The sequence below is a fragment of the Pantoea sp. X-Soil-MYKO-1785 genome (genome assembly GCF_059730675.1).
Genome location: NZ_AP036002.1, coordinates 204265 through 222185, shown reverse-complemented (window position 1 = coordinate 222185; position 17921 = coordinate 204265). Strand labels below are relative to the sequence as shown.

Genomic DNA, 17921 nt, shown 5'->3' with positions numbered 1-17921 from the left:
ACCTCCCAGGGCAGAAATACCATGGCCTCAGGCCAGATGGGGATCTCTTAGGAACTTATTATGATCTTATGAGGATCTGTTATTGGATCTAATCGGTGGATAAACCGACTAAATCACTGTCAGACTACGGTGGATAAAGAGAATCAACTCACCAGCCCGCTTCCCCGCCCTCCCCCATGTTCCTCTGCTGATGCGGTTTGTTGCCCGATTATTCAAATAAAGGTTATACACAGCTAAATAGCGGTTTACTCGCTACAGTGGTTATTGGTCACTCGCCAGCGCGGTTGTTTATCTCGCTACAGTGGTTATTTTACTTCCCACAGTGGTTATTCTTCTCGCTATAGTGGTTATCAACCCCTCTTCAGGCCTTCTCCTGCAAGGCCCAGGCGGCAGCGGGGATCTATTAAGGATCTCATTTTGATCTATAGAGGATCGAACGATTGGATCTGACCTGTGGATAACGAGGATAAAAACAACAAACATGCCGGGAAAAAAGCGGGAATCGTAACAGGAAAGTTTGAGTAAAAGTGAGGGCGTACAGGAGGGCTGAAGATTGACCGTAACCTGCCAGAGCAAATCAAAGGAAAAGAAAAGGCAAATCTGAACAGACTGTCCGCATGTTGGTATAAAGCCAGTTAGCGGCCAACAGGTTTGGTAAATCAGCCCTGCTCAGTTGATATCGTCTACCTTTTCACCGCAGGGATGTTAAATGCAGCATTGTTTTCTTCGCTTTGATTATCATCTAACCAGCAAGCCTGACGAACCGATACCTGCTGAAACATCCCGCTGTTTAATGCATTAAAAGAAGTGCCAGTTCTTTCATTGCCAATCCGGGTGCGTAGTTAAGCACCTGATCCAAAGATATAATTATTTAACAATGATGCCCTCACCTTTCCCCTGCTCTGCTAAACACGTTTCTCATCCAGCTAATCACATCAAATTTTCACCAGGTGGAAATCAATGCAAGATATTGATAAATATATATTTTTAACAAATTTTCATGATGAAAACACCATGAATTTCTCCTGAAAATGACGATCAGAAGAGTTTGTAATGATGAACATCTGCATACTTAAGAGAGCGATTTTCAGCACAAACGCTTGAATACATGCCTCATGTTGATCGACACGACCGCTGCAATAAGTAGAAGCCATCTGGGATACGGTTTGCAAAATTCATTCTGATCAGAAGCTGAAAAATGAGAATCTAAGTTCTGAATACTGAAAACCAGCAATTAAATAGGGGTGGCACATCCGTTCATTTAGAGGAGGTTGCTAAACATCTCAGGCTGACAACACCAATTTTCTGCATAGGAAGCCAGAAAGTTTCGTTTTAAACAGGCTAATTCACCTGCGTTTTCTGTCAACAGCTTAACTCCTGAAATGCTACTGTCAGATAATTCAGCTTTTCATATCATGAAGAGAAGATTAAAAGGAGGCAACGATAAAACAGACCAACGATTCTCAGCAGTCCGCAATTAATTTCTGTTGCGCGACTCAGCTCGCTCATCACCAGCAAATATAGAGTTATACAGATAGTCAAAATGAAGAATGCGCAGTACGACTCTTTCCGTCCGCACTTCAATTAGCATGATTGTTTCGCGATACCAGGCTATGCCGATTTACCTCTGTGTCGCACGCTCTTCGTTGAGAAAATCATTAAATGTGCGCAGCGGCGCAGACATAAATCGGTGAGTAAAGCAGGGCCAGGGTCCATCAAAAGCAGACCGCGATTCCGGCAGTACAGCAACAAGCTCGCCAGTTTCGAAATGGGGCTGTAGCCGGTTCCCGAAGAGAGCAGATAATGCCTCTGCCCTGTTTAGCGAAATTAATAGCGGCAGCTGCACCATCAATGCCAATAATTAAGCGACCGGCAGGATTAACCTTCACGGTTCTACCCCGATATTCAAATCCCCGGGGTATCAGTACACCGCGTGAATACTTCAACCGAATACAGTCATGGCTGGCTAAATCAGCCGGATGTGACGGTGAACCCTGCAACGCTAAATAACCAGGCGCGGCCGCAGGTGTGAGCATCTGTGTGCGGGCACCAATCAGTGCGGCACTGGTATCTTTTACCGGATGCTCGCCATAGCGGATACCGGCGTCACAGCCTGCTGAGGTAACGTCTGCCAGGCGATCATCAACCATGATCACTACGCCTAATAACGGAAAGCGCAGGAGAAGCGGTTCATTATAGGTGGCAGAATATCCAGCATCACTGCACCAGTAGCGTTCAATTTAAGCACGCCGCGTACCGCTTGCTGAGAACCTGAAACGTCATTCAGCACTGCTCTCATTTTAGTCAGCAGAGAGGCAATAGGTCAGCCAAAGTCCGGCCAGCTTCGGTTGGTGTTACGCTGCACGTAGTGCGGATAGAAAGCGGCACGCCAGCATTCTGCTCCAGCGTAGTGATGCTTTCGCTTACGATTGAAGGTGACAGATCAGGCTGTTTTGCCGCCATCCGGAAGCCATTCTCTTTGAACACGGTAATGAAGATCAATAAGTCATTCACAGTTGCGGCCTGTCAATATTCGGTTATCCGATCAGCCTGTTCATATTCTCCTTTATTACCAAACGTTATCAGTCCGCTTATAAAGGGAGAGCAAACACGAGACTCCTTCTGCAAAGGAAAGCGCATCTCAGGCTGAATAAGCCGGAGACGTTATGACAGATAGAGCTGTGCTTATTACCGGGGCCAACTAAATTATCGGCTTGAAGACAACCCGGTTTGTGCGGTTATCGTATCTGGCTGGCGTGTCGCGATGACGCGCGGAGCCAGGCTTTTCTGCCGCTACTGAAATTCGCCCTCGGCGCTACACTCATCATAGCCAGTAGTGGACTGGGTCAATGGAATAGGTTTCCGACCCGAACCATCCTTTTTAAGGTCTATTAACTGGCCTGTACCGCTCAAAAACCGCAATGAACGCGAAAATCATAGCCTTTGCCAGACAGCTTAAGGATGCGGGCATCAGCGTGAACGCCGTGGTTCCCGGCTATACCGCCACAGATTTCAATGAACACAGCGGCTACAGAAGCGTGCCCCAGGCTACGGCCGGGATTGTCTGGCTGGCAGAACAGAGTCAGGGGAAATTTACCGGCGGATTCTGCTTCGATCAGCAGCGCGCGTCGTGGTATAGGCTACCTGAAACCAGACACAACTCAACTGATTAGCCCGTTCAGATCTCAGCGGTGGTGTGAAGCAGGGACATTTTACACTTCAGCATATCGTTTCCGCGCCTGCTGGCTTGTTCGTTTATGCTGCGCATTTGACAGGGTTCTTGTAGCGGCCTGTCAGGCTATAACATTCAGTTCGCCCAGCAAGAGTGCTTCGAATAAGCGTGAAGGAAGAGTCGGAAGCAGAGAATAGTCGGGTGAGCACGGTGGATTGTGATTTCATTTTTTCGACAGCTCTCTTCAGGGAAATAACTTACCCGCCATACCTTGTTTTACGGCCGGTAAAGCGATTATTTCAACTGGCGAACTTTTATATACCCGCAATTTAACTGTAGAGCTGAGAGAACATGTGCCACCGTGGCCATCTAAAGTATCGCTGACGCATTCCTGCTCTGTGCTTTATTCGCTGGTTTGAACGGCCCGTTTTTCAGGAAACTCACCAGGGAAATATAGTCGCAAGTTTATGAAATAAATGATAATTATTCATATTTTCACGATGAAAACACCCTTTTTTCGCTATCTTCATCCGGATTATGTCCTGTTGATACGTTGTATGCTGCGCTAGCTGTTACCAGGAAAGATTTCGCTGCAGTTTTAGAAAGACTCACCAGCGGGAATGATTTTCCTGCTGTTCTCTGCTTCTGATCGGCTGCTGTTAATCAGCCAACTTTCGCCGCACTGCGCCTTCCGCTGAAGTATCCCGGCCCGGACGGCAGCAGGTTACGCCAGCGTAATCAGCCCGAAGCATTCCATCCTCTAATAAAAAATCCAGGTTTTTGGCATTTTTCTAAAAAATTGGCAGATAACCGCTTTTTGTGTAGTATGCAAAAAACATTAATGCAGAGGGGCTTATGAAGCGTGACTATGGTGGTGTGCTGGAGATGGCAACGCGTGCCAACTCTATGTTGCACGGGCTGAGTAATCATATTGAGCAGCAGCGTCAGGAATTTAACCAGACCGGTTTTTATCAGACTTTCTCTCGGAATGCCGTTGCCAACATGCCATTGCTGAGTAAGCATGCCGTGGTTGCCGCCATCAGTGACATGGAAGAAGCCGGCTATCAGTTTGGTAAGAAGCAAACCGGTAGCACCTCACAATATGCATTAACTATCCAGAACGTGGTCGATATTTATCAGCACCGTAAGGTACCAAAATACCGTGATAAGCACGAAGGTCCGTTTGTGATCTTTGTGGTCAGCCTCAAAGGTGGCGTTTCTAAAACCGTCAGCACCGTGACGCTGGCCCACGGTATGCGCGCCCATCCTTCGATGCTGCACAATGACCTGCGGATACTGGTTATCGATCTTGACCCGCAGGCTTCCAGCACCATGTTCCTCAGCCACACCAACAGCGTTGGCTCGGTACTGGAAACCGCCGCCCAGGCCATGCTCAACGATCTGGACGCTGACCAGCTGCGTGAGCAGTTTATCAAGCCGACGGTAATGCCTGGCGTGGATGTCATTCCCGCCTCGATTGATGACGGGTTTGTCGCCAGTGACTGGGAAGAGCTGGTCGCCCAGCATCTGCCCGGCGTTGCACCTTCTGAAGTTCTGCGCCGTAACGTCATCGATCGTCTGGCCGGTGATTACGACTTCATCTTCCTCGATACCGGCCCGCATCTCGATTCGTTTATGCTGAATGCGATTGCTGCCAGTGATGTGCTGCTGACGCCAACGCCGCCGGCGCAGGTCGATTTCCACTCGACGATGAAATACCTGACACGTTTGCCAGAAATGCTGGAGCGGATCGAAGCGGAAGGGGTTGAGCCACGCCTGAAGGCAAATATTGGCTTCATGTCAAAAATGACCTCCAAGCACGATCACCTCACGTCTCAAAGTTATGCCCGCGAAGTGTTTACCAAATCAATGCTTGATTGTGGCCTGCCGCGGCTTGATGGCTTTGAACGCTGCGGCGAGTCGTTTGATACGGTGATCAGCGCGAACCCGTCATCCTATCCCGGCAGCGCCGATGCGTTACGCAAAGCTAAATATGAAGCGGAGCAGTTCTCAAGGGCTGTATTCGATCGCATTGAATATATCAGGAGCACCCTGTGAGCAAACCCATCCAGCGCATAGGCCGCAAATTCGGTGACTCCGCCATTGCCAGCATGATCGACAGCAGCAGCCAGTCACGCACCTTTACCCTTAAGTCGGGTATGAAGGCGACCTTTGTGCGGCAGCTGATCCCGCATGATGACATTGAAGCAAAGACCTACGTTGACCCGAAGATTAACGGTCGCGATCAGAGCACGCTGACGGCGGAGTCGCTCAAAGAGATCACCCGCACCATTACCCTGCAACAGTTCTTCCCGGCCATCGGGCGCATCACCGCTGACAGAATTGAGATCATGGATGGCTCCCGTCGCCGCGCAGCCTGTATTCTCTCCGGTGCCAGTCTGGAAGTGCTGGTCACGGCGGATGAACTGAGCATCAGTGATGCTCGTCAGCTGGCCGCCGATATTCAGACTGCCCGCGAACATAACCTGCGCGAGCTGGGACTGCGTTTTATGCTGATGAACGAGCAGGGCATGAGTAAGTCGGAGATTGCCAAAGCGGAAGGGATCTCGAATGCCAAAGTGACGCGTGCTTTCCAGGCTGCTTCAGTTCCGGCTGAATTTATCGAACTTTTCCCGGTGGTGGCTGAACTGACGCTGCAGGATTATCAGCTGCTGCTTGATGTGTGGGAAGAAGCCAAAGCCGAAGCGGTCGCGGTCGATGACCTGGTCAGTCAGATTCAGGATAAACTGACCCGTGATACGATGCCGGCACAGCTCAACGCCGACGAAAAAAAATCGGCCATTCTCGACTGCTTCAAAACCGCCAGGAAGCAGCTTAAAACGCCGCCGCCAGCCAGCAGGACGGTGACGGAAAAACTGGCGACCTTCAGCACCGCCAATACCTATGCGCGCCGTAAAACCAACGACGAGAAGCGGACCGTGCAGTATGAATTCAGCCGCCTGCCAAAAGAGATCACCGAGAAGATTGATGCTTCGATTAAACAGATTTTGTCATCGATGAAGCAGAACAATTCCTGATTATCGTTAAAACCGGCCTGCCGCCGGTTTTTTTATCCTGGCCGGTCAGATCACTTTCTTCACTATTCATCACTCCCGCTCGAAAACTCGCTGCATTGCTGACCCATCCGGCGTTACAGGGAGGTTAAAGACTGCCATCCTTCCCATTATTCCGGCGTTACATCTCCCATTACTGCAATTTGATTGTTGAATCCTGACGTATTTGCGGTTATAGCTAAAACGGTTTAGCTTACTCATATACTTTAAGGAATTTCTATGTCAGTACGCGTGTGGTGTCTGGGTGATGCGGTGGTCGATCTGTTGCCGGAAACGCCGGGACGTTTAATGCAGTGTCCGGGCGGCGCACCAGCCAATGTGGCGGTGGGTGTGGCGCGCCTGCAGGGAAACAGTGCGTTTATCGGCAGAGTAGGGGCCGATCCGTTTGGTGACTTTATGCGCCAGACGCTGAATGATGAGCAGGTAGAAACCACCTTCCTCACATCCGATCCCGCTCATCGCACCTCAACCGTGGTGGTCGGACTGGATGACAACGGCGAGCGGTCATTTACCTTCATGGTGCGTCCCAGCGCAGACCTGTTTCTCGAGACAACCGATCTGCCGCAGTTCAGCGCCGGGGAATGGCTGCACTGCTGTTCAATCGCGCTGTCAGCCGAACCCTCACGGAGAGCCACACTTACCGCAATGCAGCGTATACGCGCCGCAGGCGGATTCGTCAGTTTCGACCTGAACCTGCGTGATGATCTGTGGCCTGACCCGACACAGCTGCATGCGGTTGTGCATCAGGCGCTGGCCTGTGCTGATGTGGTGAAGCTGTCAGAAGAGGAACTTCAGTTCCTCCATTCTGCTGTAGATCCTGCCGACAGCATGCAACAGCTGGCTGAACGTTTTGCCATTAAGCTGCTGCTGGTTACGCAGGGCAGGGCGGGCGTGATGGCTTATCACCAGGGGCAGATTTATCACTATCCCACTACGCCGGTGGCCAGCATTGACACCACCGGTGCCGGTGATGCCTTTGTCGCCGGACTGTTGTGGCAGCTGGCGCAGTCGGGTCTGCCCGCCGATGAGCCACAGTTAGCCGTCAGTCTTGCCAGCGCCCAGCGTTGTGGCGCACTGGCAACCACGGCTAAAGGGGCGATGACGGCACTACCCTGGCTGCATCAACTCAGCGACCTGACAGGCTGATTTTCCGGGCTGTTATCACTGGTTTTGCGAGCCATCTCACATTCACTAAACCGGTTTAGCAATTTTCATTGCGCGATGAAATTACCCATGATTATGATTCGCGCCTAAACCGGTTTAGCAAAAAAAGTTTGTGATGATAGCCCTTCCTCAGAGACGCAAAACAATGAAAAAAAGTACGATTGCATTAGCCCTGGCAACCCTGTTCGTTGCTGTGCCGGTCCGGGCAGAGCCGGGCCTCAGCACGATTGAAGCCCGGCTTGCCGCACTTGAACACCGTCTGCAGGTCGCGGAGCAACGCGCAAGCGCGGCTGAAATCCGGGCCGAAGCGGCTGAGAAGCAGGCACAACAGCTGGCAACCGTCCAGCAGCAGACCCCGCCAGCTCCCACTGACGTTGCGCAACGTAGCGCTAAACCGGAACTGAAACCTTCCGCCGATGCGGGCGGATTTGAATTTCACGGCTACGCCCGCTCCGGCCTGCTGATGAACAGCTCGGCAGCGAAAACCCAGGGCGGACCGACGCTGACCCCTGCCGGCGAAACCGGCGGCCACGTCGGGCGTCTCGGTAATGAGCCTGACACCTATGTCGAACTGAATCTGGAACATAAACAGACGCTGACCAACGGTGCCACCACCCGCTTTAAAGCGATGCTGGCCGACGGTCAGCGTACCTACAACGACTGGACGGCTGACAGCAGCGATCTCAACCTGCGGCAGGCGTTTGTCGAAATCGGCCAGCTGCCGACCTTCGACGGTGCCTTTAAAGACAGCACCGTCTGGGCCGGTAAACGCTTTGATCGTGACAACTTCGATATTCACTGGATCGACTCCGATGTGGTGTTCCTCGCCGGAACCGGTGCCGGCTTTTACGACATCAGGTGGGGTGATCGGGTGCTCAGCAACCTCTCGGTGTATGGACGGACCTTTGGTGATATCGAAAACAACGAAAACAGCGCGCAAAACTACATCCTGTCACTCAACAACTTTGTCGGCCCGGTTCAGCTGATGATGAGCGGCATGCGGGCCAGAGATAATGATGATCGCGAGGATATTGACGGAAATAAGATCAAAAGCGATGCGGCGAACACCGGCGTACATGCGTTGCTCGGACTGCATAACGACAGCTTCTATGGCCTGACCGACGGCTCGGCGAAAACGGCGCTGCTGTATGGCCACGGTCTGGGTGCAGAGGTGAAATCTGTTGGTTCAGATGGCGCGCTGCTGCCGCAGGCGGATAGCTGGCGTCTGGCCAGCTATGGCATCACGGCGCTGGGAGACGGCTGGCATATTGCCCCGGCGCTGCTGGCTCAGCATAGCCAGGATCGCTATGTCAAAGGCGACAGTTACGACTGGGCGACCGTTAACCTGCGGCTGATTCAGGAGATGACTCAAAATTTTGAGATGCAGTATGAAGGCTCTTATCAGTACATGGACCTGCGCCCGGAAGGGTACAGAAACCGCAATGCCGTCAGCGGCAGCTTCACCAAACTCACCGTCGCACCCACCCTGAAAGCCGGAGACGTAGGCGACTTCCTGAAACGTCCGGAAATCCGCTTGTTCGCCAGCTGGATGAACTGGGATCACCGGCTGGATAACTATGCCAGTGATGATGCCTTTGGCAGTAAGGGTTTTGAGGCCGGAGGGGAATGGAACTTTGGCGTTCAGATGGAAACCTGGTTCTGACCAGACAGCCCCAGCCTGCAGGGGCTGGGCAACCGCACCAATAAAAATGAAACCAGAAGATAGAGGTTAATATGGATTATGCAAAAATTTCCCGCGCGCTACTGCCCTTGCTGGGCGGCAGGGAGAACATCGCCAGCGCGGCGCATTGCGCTACGCGCCTGCGGCTGGTGCTGGCGGACGACAGCCAGGCAGACACCGCGGCGATTGGCCGGATCGAGGGCGTAAAAGGCTGCTTCCGCAACGCCGGGCAGCTGCAGGTGATTTTTGGCACCGGTGTGGTCAACAAGGTCTATGCCGCATTTATTGCTGAAGCGGGGATTAGCGAGTCGAGCAAATCTGAAGCGGCGGATATCGCGGCGCGCAAGCTTAATCCGTTCCAGCGTATCGCCCGTCTGCTGTCGAATATCTTTGTGCCGATTATCCCGGCCATCGTGGCATCCGGCCTGCTGATGGGGCTGCTGGGCATGGTGAAAACCTACGGCTGGGTCAATCCGGATAACGCACTCTACATCATGCTGGATATGTGCAGTTCCGCCGCCTTCATTATCCTGCCGATCCTGATCGGCTTTACCGCTGCTCGTGAGTTTGGCGGCAACCCGTTTCTTGGCGCAACCCTTGGCGGCATTCTGACCCACCCGGCACTGACTAACGCCTGGGGCGTGGCTTCGGGCTTCCATACCATGAATTTTTTCGGTATCGAAGTGGCGATGATCGGTTACCAGGGCACGGTGTTTCCGGTGCTGCTGGCGGTGTGGTTTATGAGCGTACTGGAGAAGCAGCTGCGCCGGATTATTCCTGATGCACTGGATTTGATCCTGACGCCGTTCCTGACGGTGATCATCTCTGGTTTTATCGCGCTGCTGATCATCGGACCGGCTGGTCGTATGCTGGGGGACGGCATCTCTCTGGTGCTCAGCACCCTGATAGCCCACGCGGGCTGGCTGGCGGGGCTGGTGTTTGGCGGGCTCTATTCGGTGATCGTGATTACCGGGGTACACCACAGTTTCCATGCGATTGAAGCCGGACTGCTGGGAAATCCCGCCATTGGTGTTAATTTCCTGTTGCCGATCTGGGCGATGGCCAACGTGGCTCAGGGCGGTGCCTGCCTGGCGGTGTGGTTTAAAACTAAAGATGTGAAGATAAAAGCGATTAGCTTGCCCTCGGCATTCTCAGCGCTGCTGGGGATCACGGAAGCGGCAATCTTTGGTATTAATCTGCGCTTCATGAAGCCCTTTATAGCCGGCCTGATCGGTGGCGCGCTGGGCGGTGCCTGGGTGGTTTCCGTGCATGTCTATATGACAGCCGTCGGGCTGACGGGGCTGCCAGGCATGGCAATCGTCAAGGCGGGTTCCTTGTTCAATTATGGCATCGGCGTGGCGATCGCATTCACCACGGCGTTCGTGGTCTCTTACCTGCTTAAATACAATACGGATGCTGAATAATGGCTTCATCGACACTTTTGCCGGCTATCCTGCAGGCGGTGATGCAGAAGATGCCTGCTGCGCTTAACGACCATCATTATCCCGGCTGGCATCTGGCGCCGGTTACCGGACTGCTTAACGACCCGAATGGATTTATCCATTTTGACGGTCATTATCATCTGTTTTATCAGTGGAATGCGCTGGGGTGCGAGCATAAACATAAATGCTGGGGACACTGGCGCTCTGCCGATCTGCTGCACTGGCAACATCAGCCGATTGCGCTGATGCCGGATGAAGCGTATGACCGTAGCGGCTGTTACTCCGGCAGTGCGGTCGATGACGATGGCGTTCTGACGCTGATTTACACCGGCAACGTGAAATTTGACGACGGCACACGCACTGCGTGGCAGTGCCTGGCTCAGCAAAATAGCGCAGCAGGATTTGATAAGCTCGGGCCGGTTATTGCTTTGCCAGAGGGCTACACCGGACATGTCCGCGATCCGAAAGTCTGGCGACAGGGTAACCACTGGTACATGGTGCTGGGCGCTCAGGATCGGCAGTTGCAGGGTAAAGTGCTGCTGCTGCGGGCGGAAAATCTGCAGCAGTGGCAACTGCTCGGCGAGATAGCGGGCAGCGGGCTGGGCGGTCTCGGGCCGGCGGGTTACATGTGGGAATGCCCGGATATGTTTACTCTCGGCGACAGCACTTACCTGATCTGCTGCCCGCAGGGCGTGGCGCGCGAGGAAAAACGCTTTCTCAACAGTCACCCGAGCGCCTGGCTGAGCGGCACGCTCGATGATCAGACGCCGGTCTATCACCACGGCCCGCTGCACGAACTGGACGCCGGCTTCGAGTTTTACGCGCCGCAGACCACGCTGACCGCTGACGGGCGGCGGTTGCTGGTGGGATGGATGGGCACGCCCGATGGGGAAGAGATGGCCCAGCCCACCGTTGCTCATCACTGGATCCACCAGATGACCTGCCTGCGTGAACTCAGTTCCCGGGATGGCAAGCTCTGTCAGCAACCGATCGCCGAGCTGCAGGCGCTGCGCGAAGCCGGAAAGGTTTATCAGGGACGTGCTGATGACGCGCCGCCGATCGATGCGCAGCGGCTGGAACTGCTGCTGGAAAGCCAGGGCGGAATCGAACTCAATTTTGCCGACACGCTGATCGTGACGTGGCAGCAGGATGCACTGCAGCTGGCGCGTCGCAGTCTGGTCACGGGTGAATGGCACTACCGCTACTGGACGGGCGCCGCCAGCCGGTTACAGATCCTGTGCGATCACTCCAGCGTTGAGATTTTCATCAATGATGGCGAAGGGGTGATGAGCAGCCGTTATTTTCCGACGCAGCCGGCGTGGTTAACCCTGCGTGGCCGCGCAGAACTGCAGGCTCACTACTGGTCGTTACGTCGCTGCATGGTAGAATAAGCGCTTGTTTCCTTAGACGATGCCTTGCCGTGAGAAAAACGAAACGCGTTACCATCAGTGACATTGCCACGCTGGCGGGGGTGAGTAAAGCCACCGCCAGCCTGGTGCTCAACGGCCGCGGAGAAGAACTGCGGGTCGCGAAGGAGACGCGTGAACGGGTGCTGGCGCTTGCCCGACAGCATCACTATCAGCCCAGCATTCATGCCCGGATGCTGCACGATGCCCGCAGCCATACGCTGGGACTGGTGGTGCCGGAAATCACCAACCATGGCTTCGCTGCGTTTTCTCATGCGCTGGAAAATCTGTGCCGCGCCGCAGGATTGCAGCTGCTGATCTCCTGTACCGACGAAAATGCCGGGCAGGAAATGGCGGTGGTCAATAACCTGGTATCGCGCCAGGTCGACGGGTTGATTGTCGCGTCCAGCATGTTAAGCGACAGTGATTACGTCACCCTTAGCGAGCAGTTGCCGGTGCTGCTGTTTGACCGTCGCATCAGTGACACGCGCTTACCCTGGGTGATCACCGATGCCATCACGCCCACCGCCGATCTGGTTGAAAGGCTGGCGCGCGCCAGTCCGGATGAGATCTACTTTCTTGGCGGTCAGCCCGATCTGTCACCAACCCAGGATCGCCTGGCGGGTTTCAGCCAGGGACTCACGCGTGCTGGCGTTACGCTGCGTCCGGAATGGATTATTCAGGGTAACTATCACCCGGCCAGCGGTTATGAGATGTTTGCCACCCTGTACGAACGGCTGGGGCGGCCGCCGAAAGCGCTGTTTACCGCCGCCTGCGGCCTGCTGGAGGGCGTTCTGCGCTATATGAGCGAGCACCGCTTGCTGACCAGCGACATCCGCATTGCCAGTTTTGACGATCACTACCTGTATGATTCCCTCTCCATCCCCATCGACACGGTCGAGCAAAACGTGCCGCAGCTGGCGCAGGCCTGCTTCGCGATCCTGACCAGCCTGATCCGCGGCGATGAGCCAGTAAACAGCCAGCTGGTACTGCCTGCGACGCTTCGTCTGCGCTGTTAACGCCGCCGCAGGTTAACCGATGCCAGCAACGCGACTCCCGCTGGCAGAGGCAACTATCGATTGGCGTCGTGCGGCTTAATGCGCTGAATCAGCGGCCGGATTAATGTTACTGGCTGCGCCGGATGCTGGCGAGCGACGTGAGCAGGCTATTTTTATCGCCTTCGCTCAGGTTGGCCGCCGTGAGTTGCGAGGCCAGCCATGCCCGTTCGGCGTGCGGAAAGCCGCCAGCCAACAGCTGCTGGCCGATCGCGTTGAGCAATTGGCTATCCAGCCGTTGTATCTGTTGCCGGGTATCAGCCAGATCCCTGACGGCGGCGTTATCCGGGACTGATAGCCAGTCCGCCCGATAACGATATTGAATCGCCTTACTGGCATTCATCAGGGCATGAACAAACGGTTCCACCGAATGGGGTTCCAGTCCGGCTTGCTCAGCGTTTTTCAGCATGCTTTGCATCACCTGCTGTTCCCGCGGCAAATCCTCGATCGGGAGATGATGCTGTGCTTTGTAGCCAGCCACCTCTTTCATCACCTGCATCCGTTCATTTAATGCAGTGGAAAGCGTGCCGAGCGCAACGGAAGAGACCGGCCCGGCAAAAACGTTACAGCACACAAACAGTGAAGAGAAAAGAATCGTCGTAAAATGCGTCATTTGCCCGCTCCGTTAATGAAAACTGGCGCTAATTTAGTCATGAAAAAATCGCCGAAGGTAATTATTTTGTTTTCAAAGTATGAATTGCAAACGGTGTCAGTGCGCTAGCGCAGGTGATTAATCCTGATGGGTTTTTCGTCTTTTAACGTCACACAATCTTCATGTTGCTATGCCACGCTGACAGGTTTATCCCGCCGCAGCCGGTGTTGCTCAACAGCCGGTATTAATGATGTTGCCGCCAGCGCAGCTCCAGTTATTGTCAGACAGGGATGCGCTAAGCGAAGGGCGACAGGGCAGGGTGAAGAAGGTTGTTACGGCCGGGTGCAGTAAAGCCACTGTCCGCTAATAGGCCGCCAGTGGAGCCTGATGTTGCGATCCGGATCGGTCAGCATCAGGCTGCCAGTGATGTGCTGAGGATAATGGCTACGCCGCCGATCGTGGCGGCGCAGTCAGTCAGGGGACGAAGATAGCGCGGACGCAGCCATCTTCTTTGTGTTTGAACATCTCGTAACCCCGCGGTGCCTGTTCCAGCGGGAAGCGATGCGTCGCCATAAAAGCCGGGTTCAGTTCATTGCGGGCCACGTGTTCCAGCAGGCGGTGCATATAACGTTGTCCATGCTGCTGAGCGGTACGGATTGTCAGGCTCTTGTTGATCATCAGGCCTAACGGAAACTTATCCATCACCCCGTAAACGCCGAGAATGGCAATGTTGCCGCCTTTACGGCAGACGTAGAGTGCCTGACGCAGTGCCGCGCCAACATCGGTTTCAAGATGCAGCATCTGTTTGGTTTTATCGTAAACCTGGCTCAATCCTTCGCCCCGGGCTTCCATACCGACCGCATCAATGCAGCTGTCCGGGCCACGTCCACCGGTTAATTCCAGTAACGCTTCGTTGATATCCACCTGGGTGTAATCCAGCGTCAGGCTGCCGGCATAATCGCGCGCCATTGCCAGCCGTTCCGGATAGCGATCGATGCCAATCACCTGATGAGCGCCCATCAGCCATGCACTTTGCTGCGCCATCAGACCGACACCGCCACAGCCCCATACCACCACCGTGTCGCCAGGGTGGATATTACAAAAATCGGCACCCATGTAACCGGTCGGGGCAGCATCAGAGAGAAACAGCGCCTGTTCATCGGTCACGCCCTCGGGCACCACGAAGCAATCATTGTCGGCAAACGGCACGCGCACATATTCTGCATGCGATCCGGCATAGCCGCCAAAGGCGTGGCTGTAGGCGTAAATACCGCCGGTCGGATGACCGAGTACGGCTTCTCCTTTCTCCCATTGCGGATTGGTGTTGTCACAACAGGAAGGCAAATGATGCTGGCAATACCAGCAGGAACCACAGGAGATAAATGAGGGCACCACCACCCGATCGCCGCGGCGAATATTTTTTACGGCGCTGCCGACTTCGACCACTTCACCCATGAATTCATGACCGAGGATGTCACCTTCGCGCATACTCGGGATCAGGCCATCAATCACGTGCAGATCGGAGCCGCAGGTGGTGGTCAGCCTGACGCGAACAATCGCATCATGAGGATTTATCAGGCCCGGATCGGCCACCGTCTCAACGCTCAAATCGTTAACGCCATTCCAGCATAGTGCGCGCATTTATTTCTCCTTATCCTGACGTTCGGCGTGGCGGCCAGCAGGCTGACCATCCAGCGTGGCGATCTCTCCGGTCTCGGCGAGGCTTTTAAAGCGATGCAGCGCTTTGCTGGCCACCTCTTTCGGCAACAGATCAAACACTTTGGTCACCTTTTTCCCCAGCGCGCCACCCGGCGGAATGAAGCGCAGAGTGAGCGCCAGTTCGGTGCCCCATTCGCCGGGTGCCGGGCGCAGCAGAAGTTCGCCTTCGTTAGGGATGTCGGCACCCTCCAGCGATCGCCAGGCAATAATTTCACCCGGCTGGGCTTCGACAATCCGGCTCTCCCAGCCGTAGTGTTTACCCAGCGGGCCTTCGATCTGCCAGTGCGCATCGCTTTTATTGACCGGCGTCACCGTGGCAAAGTGGCTCATAATACGCGGCAGAGTATTCGGCTCCAGCCACAGCGAAAAAAGCTCGGTCGCCGGACGACCGACGGTTATCCAGCGCCGGATCGTAAGCGTATTATCGCTGGCGGATGGTTGAGATTTTTTGGCCAAAAGGTCCTCCGATAGCAGGCTCAGTCGAACGGAAATCACTGAAAATGAGTTAAGAACAGCCTGCGGAATTTTGCGAGCGAAGCCGTAGTGTTGCGGTACGGCAGGTCTGGCCGCAGGTTATGTATCGGACAGCGCGGTGCGCGGCGCAGGAAAACCCCGTTGCGGACGGCGGGATTATGTATAATGCCTGCAGCAAAGAGACATCTGTTTTAGCAGCAAATAGAGGTAGATATGTCTGCATCTGAAACTTCTACCGGTGGTAAAAGTGTGGTTGAGTTGGTACTGAGTTTAGAAACTCAGGTGGCAGGTTACCCGCAGGCAAACTGGCACATCGGTCTGAAAAGCAAAACCAAAATGGCGCTGGAAAAGATTAACCGCGCGTTTGATGCAAAACGTATCAGTGCAGAAGAGAGTCTGAATCTGAAACAGCGGGTTTATAGCGTGCAGGATAAATTAATCGAGCTGGCGCTGTGGTAAGGCCTGGCGTTTAGCCGTCAGCGGCCATCACCTGCTGGCCCGCACTCAAGTCATCGGGCGTGAAAAACTGATACTTTAGCGCGCAACGCCGCTGAGCATTTTCCGCACTTTTCAGCGAAGGCGTATTGCCGGGAAGGATAGTGCCGGTCAGCAGCACGCTGTCGCCGTAACGCTGAGCAAGCTGCTGCAACAGCATCTGCTGGGCTCGCGCCGCCAGGCCGCGGCCGCGGTATTCCGGCAAAATCACCTCATCCAGAATCTGAATCCCCTCAATGAACCCCACGCGGCGCAGTGCGCAAATGATCAAGCCAGCCAGCTGCCCCTGACTGACTATCAGCGAAACGTTGCCTTGGGCGATATCCTTACGCAGTTCGCGTTTATCGGTTGCCAGCAGCAGATGTCGCAGCTGCGGCAGGGCGCGCCAGCTGGCGCGATAGGCGCGATTGATGGTGGTCAGGCAGACCGGATAATGCCTTCTGGTGGCGGTCACCAGCGAAACATCCTGCCCGGTCGGGGCGGAAAGTGAATCCGGGCGACCAAGAAAGATCAGTTGATCGGTGGTGCCGATCGCAGGGTGGGCGGCGGGCAGCAGCACGCGCAGCGTTTGCGGGTTCAGCGCCTGCCACGCCTGTATGATGGCGCAGGCAACCTGCTGATTTATCCCCCCATCCAGCGCGACGATATCGATAAACGGCTGGGCCAGATCGCCGCCGAGGTAGCGGGGACCGGTGAGATAACGCTGACCGTCAATGTGAAGTTCACGCTGCAGGAAATAGTGTTGTGGCAGTCCGGTTTCACGCCAGGGAAAGGCAGCAGAGAAACGGGCATCACGGCACCACGCCTGCTGCTGCGTCAGCCAGTCAATCAGCCAGCTCCTGAGCCGGTGCGGTGAAACCGGCAGGCTCTGGTAGCGCGACACCATATAATCCAGCATACCCATTCCACCTTATTGCCCGTCTCAGGTTCAGCATCGGGGCTGAATAAACGGTACGGCTCAGCGCCGGCTCGGGTACTCCTGTTTCAGCAGACCGAACAGCCAGTCATCCTGCCATTTACCGTCCAGAAAATAGTTCTGCCGTAAGGTGCCTTCCTGCACGAAACCGGCGGAGAGTAACGCCTTCCGTGAGGCGATATTCCCTGCGGTAACGGTCGCCACCAGCTTGCGGTACGCCAGCTGGTCAAAGCAAAACCCGATCAGCGCATTCAGCGACTCGCGACCATAACCTTTGCCGTGAAAGTCAGCGGCGAGAATAAAACCAAACTCGGCAATGCCGTTACCCCGATCGATAAATCCGCTGAATCCTGTCGGCAATTCTGAGGTTTTTTCTTCCATCACCAGGCAAAGCCAGTGATCACATCCTTTATGCCAGGCGGGTAAGCGAACGTCAAACGACTGGGTTCTGATCTCGTCGGCAGAGCGTGGATCAGAGATATATTTCATCACCAACCGATCCTGACTGACCGCCAGATAAAACGGCCAGTCCTGCTGACTCAGTGGCCGGTAACGCAGCCGGTCAGAAGTGATCTCATCAGGTTGCATTATGCCGCTCCTTGCAGGCCGATCTTCAGGACAAATGTTGATGTCAGCAAGCTAACACAGCTGCTGCAGAAGCGGGAGTCAAACTCGCCAGCCAACCGGGCACCGTTGAAGACGGTTATTGTGGTATCGCTTCCACTTACGTC

At 54.6% G+C, this 17921-nt stretch carries 16 protein-coding genes; 9 read left to right on the top strand and 7 right to left on the bottom strand.

Annotated features, from left to right (window positions below):
• Window positions 1-1715: 1715 nt before the first annotated feature.
• Window positions 1716-2150 carry a LysR substrate-binding domain-containing protein gene (locus AC6I8D_RS24175; RefSeq protein WP_312760139.1) on the bottom strand — a complete coding sequence of 145 codons (435 nt, stop codon included), beginning with the start codon at window positions 2148-2150 and terminating at the stop codon, window positions 1716-1718.
• Between the two features lie 154 nt (window positions 2151-2304).
• Window positions 2305-2514: a helix-turn-helix domain-containing protein gene (locus AC6I8D_RS24170; protein ID WP_497821152.1), complete on the bottom strand. Its 210-nt coding sequence runs from the start codon at window positions 2512-2514 to the stop codon at window positions 2305-2307.
• 407 nt (window positions 2515-2921) lie between these two features.
• On the opposite strand from AC6I8D_RS24170, the gene AC6I8D_RS24165 reads away from it, so the two are divergent.
• The 8 genes from AC6I8D_RS24165 to AC6I8D_RS24130 all read left to right on the top strand — a co-directional run bounded on the left by AC6I8D_RS24165 (window position 2922) and on the right by AC6I8D_RS24130 (window position 12958).
• Window positions 2922-3173, top strand: a complete 252-nt coding sequence (locus AC6I8D_RS24165; RefSeq protein WP_312056601.1) for a Rossmann-fold NAD(P)-binding domain-containing protein — start codon at window positions 2922-2924, stop codon at window positions 3171-3173.
• Window positions 3174-4027: 854 nt separating this feature from the next.
• A complete protein-coding gene (locus AC6I8D_RS24160) occupies window positions 4028-5230 on the top strand; it encodes an AAA family ATPase (protein ID WP_031377930.1) in 1203 nt (400 codons plus the stop codon).
• Entirely contained in the window at window positions 5227-6210 is a 984-nt protein-coding gene (locus AC6I8D_RS24155; RefSeq protein ID WP_094106375.1) for a ParB family protein, read from the top strand. Before AC6I8D_RS24160 ends, AC6I8D_RS24155 begins: the two co-directional genes overlap by 4 nt.
• Before the next feature lie 255 nt (window positions 6211-6465).
• Window positions 6466-7392 (top strand): fructokinase, encoded by a 927-nt coding sequence (cscK, locus tag AC6I8D_RS24150; RefSeq protein ID WP_312056602.1) that lies wholly within the window; start codon window positions 6466-6468, stop codon window positions 7390-7392.
• Window positions 7393-7555: 163 nt separating this feature from the next.
• Entirely contained in the window at window positions 7556-9073 is a 1518-nt protein-coding gene (locus AC6I8D_RS24145; protein WP_497821151.1) for a carbohydrate porin, read from the top strand.
• Window positions 9074-9144: 71 nt separating this feature from the next.
• Entirely contained in the window at window positions 9145-10515 is a 1371-nt protein-coding gene (locus tag AC6I8D_RS24140) for a sucrose-specific PTS transporter subunit IIBC (RefSeq protein WP_046289434.1), read from the top strand.
• Window positions 10515-11924 (top strand): sucrose-6-phosphate hydrolase, encoded by a 1410-nt coding sequence (locus AC6I8D_RS24135; RefSeq protein ID WP_497821150.1) that lies wholly within the window; start codon window positions 10515-10517, stop codon window positions 11922-11924. The genes AC6I8D_RS24140 and AC6I8D_RS24135 overlap by 1 nt, the downstream gene beginning before the upstream one ends.
• Before the next feature lie 29 nt (window positions 11925-11953).
• Window positions 11954-12958, top strand: coding sequence for a substrate-binding domain-containing protein (locus AC6I8D_RS24130; RefSeq protein ID WP_497821149.1), 1005 nt, complete (start codon window positions 11954-11956; stop codon window positions 12956-12958).
• 106 nt (window positions 12959-13064) lie between these two features.
• Here the strand turns inward: AC6I8D_RS24130 and AC6I8D_RS24125 are convergent, their stop codons facing one another.
• The 3 genes from AC6I8D_RS24125 to AC6I8D_RS24115 all read right to left on the bottom strand — a co-directional run bounded on the left by AC6I8D_RS24125 (window position 13065) and on the right by AC6I8D_RS24115 (window position 15761).
• A complete protein-coding gene (locus tag AC6I8D_RS24125; RefSeq protein ID WP_031378125.1) occupies window positions 13065-13607 on the bottom strand; it encodes a chorismate mutase in 543 nt (180 codons plus the stop codon).
• Between the two features lie 453 nt (window positions 13608-14060).
• A complete protein-coding gene (locus AC6I8D_RS24120; RefSeq protein WP_046289436.1) occupies window positions 14061-15227 on the bottom strand; it encodes a zinc-dependent alcohol dehydrogenase in 1167 nt (388 codons plus the stop codon).
• Window positions 15228-15761 (bottom strand): SRPBCC family protein, encoded by a 534-nt coding sequence (locus AC6I8D_RS24115; protein ID WP_497821148.1) that lies wholly within the window; start codon window positions 15759-15761, stop codon window positions 15228-15230. It lies immediately after the preceding gene.
• A gap of 231 nt (window positions 15762-15992) precedes the next feature.
• Between AC6I8D_RS24115 and AC6I8D_RS24110 the strand changes: the two genes are divergently transcribed.
• Window positions 15993-16238 (top strand): hypothetical protein, encoded by a 246-nt coding sequence (locus AC6I8D_RS24110; protein ID WP_089562175.1) that lies wholly within the window; start codon window positions 15993-15995, stop codon window positions 16236-16238.
• 10 nt (window positions 16239-16248) lie between these two features.
• On the opposite strand, the gene AC6I8D_RS24105 is transcribed toward AC6I8D_RS24110, so the two are convergent.
• Both AC6I8D_RS24105 and AC6I8D_RS24100 read right to left on the bottom strand, forming a co-directional pair.
• Window positions 16249-17172, bottom strand: coding sequence for a GNAT family N-acetyltransferase (locus AC6I8D_RS24105; RefSeq protein ID WP_497821147.1), 924 nt, complete (start codon window positions 17170-17172; stop codon window positions 16249-16251).
• A 60-nt stretch (window positions 17173-17232) separates the two neighbouring features.
• Window positions 17233-17778, bottom strand: coding sequence for a GNAT family N-acetyltransferase (locus AC6I8D_RS24100; protein ID WP_497821146.1), 546 nt, complete (start codon window positions 17776-17778; stop codon window positions 17233-17235).
• Between the last annotated feature and the right edge of the window lie 143 nt (window positions 17779-17921).

Bases quoted from the DNA above. Each gene is read 5' to 3' on its own strand.
- AC6I8D_RS24175 (WP_312760139.1), bottom strand. From the start codon at position 2,150: ATGGTTGATGATCGCCTGGCAGACGTTACCTCAGCAGGCTGTGACGCC.
- AC6I8D_RS24165 (WP_312056601.1), top strand. From the start codon at position 2,922: ATGAACGCGAAAATCATAGCCTTTGCCAGACAGCTTAAGGATGCGGGC.
- AC6I8D_RS24160 (WP_031377930.1), top strand. From the start codon at position 4,028: ATGAAGCGTGACTATGGTGGTGTGCTGGAGATGGCAACGCGTGCCAAC.
- cscK (WP_312056602.1), top strand. From the start codon at position 6,466: ATGTCAGTACGCGTGTGGTGTCTGGGTGATGCGGTGGTCGATCTGTTG.
- AC6I8D_RS24145 (WP_497821151.1), top strand. From the start codon at position 7,556: ATGAAAAAAAGTACGATTGCATTAGCCCTGGCAACCCTGTTCGTTGCT.
- AC6I8D_RS24140 (WP_046289434.1), top strand. From the start codon at position 9,145: ATGGATTATGCAAAAATTTCCCGCGCGCTACTGCCCTTGCTGGGCGGC.
- AC6I8D_RS24135 (WP_497821150.1), top strand. From the start codon at position 10,515: ATGGCTTCATCGACACTTTTGCCGGCTATCCTGCAGGCGGTGATGCAG.
- AC6I8D_RS24125 (WP_031378125.1), bottom strand. From the start codon at position 13,607: ATGACGCATTTTACGACGATTCTTTTCTCTTCACTGTTTGTGTGCTGT.
- AC6I8D_RS24120 (WP_046289436.1), bottom strand. From the start codon at position 15,227: ATGCGCGCACTATGCTGGAATGGCGTTAACGATTTGAGCGTTGAGACG.
- AC6I8D_RS24110 (WP_089562175.1), top strand. From the start codon at position 15,993: ATGTCTGCATCTGAAACTTCTACCGGTGGTAAAAGTGTGGTTGAGTTG.
- AC6I8D_RS24105 (WP_497821147.1), bottom strand. From the start codon at position 17,172: ATGCTGGATTATATGGTGTCGCGCTACCAGAGCCTGCCGGTTTCACCG.
- AC6I8D_RS24100 (WP_497821146.1), bottom strand. From the start codon at position 17,778: ATGCAACCTGATGAGATCACTTCTGACCGGCTGCGTTACCGGCCACTG.